Source organism: Paenisporosarcina sp. P5_A11, assembly GCF_056400705.1.
The window spans coordinates 1-2,651 of sequence record NZ_JBFUKT010000284.1 but is presented as its reverse complement, the minus strand read 5'-3'; the positions used below and the strand labels follow the sequence as shown (position 1 = coordinate 2,651).

The window sequence follows — 2,651 nt, the reverse complement described above, 5'->3', positions numbered from 1 at the left end:
ACTCGGCATTGGGTTAACAGACTTATTTATAACATATTTCAAACATTATTTCTACTCTTGTGCCCAAAAACCCCTTTCGAATTATGCGAAAGGGGTCTTGATTTTATATTTTAGTAGCTTCCCATTCTTCTCGTAAAATACCCATGCGAATGGAGTCATAATATTTACCTTCGTAATAACGAACTTTGCGGATCCGTGCTTCCATTGACATGCCGAGTTTTTCACCGACGCAAATCATTCGATCATTTCCAGACCAAGTGGTAAATCCAACGCGTACGAGAGGCATTGTTTTAAACAAGCGATTCATCCATTGTCTAATTGCTTCTGTACCATAACCCCCGCTCCAATATTCAGGCTTAAATATGACGATTCCCATTTCAAGCCATAAAGAAGGTTCATGTTCCCAATAGTAAGACACCATGCCGACGAGTTCTTCATTTATTTCAATAGCGTAAATATGTTCTTTTCGAAGATAACGATCTTTATTTGATAGAAATTTTTCTAATGTTTGTGGTTTGTATGGATAATAAGGTGCATCCCATTTCTTCCACTCTGGATTTTCTTCTTTCGCACTCATTGCCCAAAGTGTACATAAATCGTCTTCATAAAAAGGTCGCAAATGAACCTTTGCTGATAAATCAGTCAAGAACTATCACCTCATAAATACTTTTTAAACCAACCTGTAATTTGCTCAAGTCGTGCATAACGTAGATTTGGATAGCCAGTACGCGACAAGTTGTGGTCAGCATCTGGGAAACGAACAAAGCCTGTCTCTTTTTTCATTTGTTTTAATGTGATATACAGTTGTTCTGCTTGCTCAATAGGACATCTGAAATCTTTTTCACTATGCAAAATGAGTAACGGTGTTTCAATGTGTTTAGCATATTTTAGAGGAGAATGGTTCCATAGTTTTTCTACATCTGTCATATCTGCTCCAATTTGCCATTCATTAAAATAATAGCCGATATCTGAAACACCAAAGAAACTTACCCAGTTTGAAATGGAGCGTTGTGTCACTGCTGCTTTAAAACGATTTGAATGACTAACGATCCAGTTAGTCATAAAGCCACCATAACTACCACCAGTTACACCTAGACGATTTTCATCAATCCAGTCATTATCAGAAAGGACTGAATCAACGGCTGCCATGATGTCTTCATAATCACCACCACCATAATCACCCCGAACTGCATCGACAAACTGCTGACTGTAACCATGACTACCACGAGGATTAATATACAGAACACCGTAACCTTGTGCGGCCAAAAGCTGAAGCTCATGGAAAAACGTGTTAGCGTACATAGCATGCGGACCACCATGAATCTCCACAATTAATGGATAATTCTGTCCTTCAACAAAGCCTGCTGGTTTCATTAACCATCCATGAACAGCCCACTCTTTAGCTCCTTGAAACATAATCGCTTGTGGTTGAACAAGTTCCACTTCATTTTCAAATGATTCATTGAATGATGTTAGCGCATGGCGTTCACCAGTTGAAATGGTTTGTAAATAAAGTTCACCGATTTTCGTTGAATTTGAAACGGTGACGAGCGCAAACTCTCCAGACTTCGCAACATCATAGCCGTATACATGTTCATCATCTGCTGTGGCTGGATACATCTCCCCTTCTAAAGATGCGGCGTATAAACGAACGTCACCCATTGTAGACACTTGGAAGTACAAAAGATTGTCTTCCGTCCATACCACGCTTGGCGCATTTGCCCCTTGTTGATGGTCTGCAACAACATAATCTCCAACCGGTGCATCGATGCCTTCCGTTAGAATTTCTCGAGAGCCAGACTTTAGATCATAGACATACAAATCTGTATGCGTAGCATTTTTGTAAGCAGAATCACTTCCGACAAATGCTAGCTTTTTATCATCCAAAGAAAAAGCTGCACCGCCAAAGTAACCATCTTCGTCAATGATTAACTTCTCTTCTTTCGATTCACTATCAACCAAATATAAAGCTTGTCGGAATTCGAAATCCAAACTTTCAGAACGATTGACACTGAACACTATTTTCTCCCCATTATGAGAAATAGCCTGTAAATCATAAAGATGATTACCTTGAGTAAATTGTTTCACTTCCTCAGTTTCGAGATCAATTACACCAATATGCTTATAGATGTCTTGAGGGAGTAAACCCGCTCCGTCCATTTTGTATTTCATTTTATTTACTATATAAGGTTCAGGATTTTTCTTTTCTTCTTTCTCTGGCTCGTCTGTAAAGTTCTTTCCTTCTTTTACAGGAGCCAAAAACCATATCTTCTTTCCACAAGGAGACCATAAGAAACTGCTGACACCTTTTTCAAACGAAGTAACTTTACGTGCTTCTCCACCTCTCGTTGATAAAACATATAATTGATTTTTGTCATCACGCGTAGATAAAAACGCCAACTGACTTCCATCTTGCGAATAGCATGGACTAGAAATTTTCTCCTTGCCATGTGTCCATTGTGTCAATTTCTTTGTCTCCAAATCTACATGCCATAAATTTGCTTGATAAGTATTATCTTTGTCATTAATTTTCGTTTGCACAAAAACTGCTTCTTGTTGATTGGGTGCTAAAGAAGGCTGAGTAACTGAAATCAACTTACTTAAATCTTCTATTGTTAATTTACGTTTTGTCATGATAATTCCTCCAAATG

2 protein-coding genes are annotated in these 2,651 nt (G+C 38.4%); both read right to left on the bottom strand.

Features of this window, described 5'->3' with window-relative positions; genetic code table 11:
• Positions 1-103: 103 nt before the first annotated feature.
• Positions 104-646, bottom strand: coding sequence for a GNAT family N-acetyltransferase (locus AC1DOS_RS19340; protein WP_477538812.1), 543 nt, complete (start codon positions 644-646; stop codon positions 104-106).
• 11 nt (positions 647-657) lie between these two features.
• Positions 658-2,634 carry a S9 family peptidase gene (locus tag AC1DOS_RS19335; RefSeq protein ID WP_477538811.1) on the bottom strand — a complete coding sequence of 659 codons (1,977 nt, stop codon included), beginning with the start codon at positions 2,632-2,634 and terminating at the stop codon, positions 658-660.
• Positions 2,635-2,651 lie beyond the last annotated feature (17 nt).

Bases quoted from the DNA above. Each gene is read 5' to 3' on its own strand.
- AC1DOS_RS19335 (WP_477538811.1), bottom strand. From the start codon at position 2,634: ATGACAAAACGTAAATTAACAATAGAAGATTTAAGTAAGTTGATTTCA.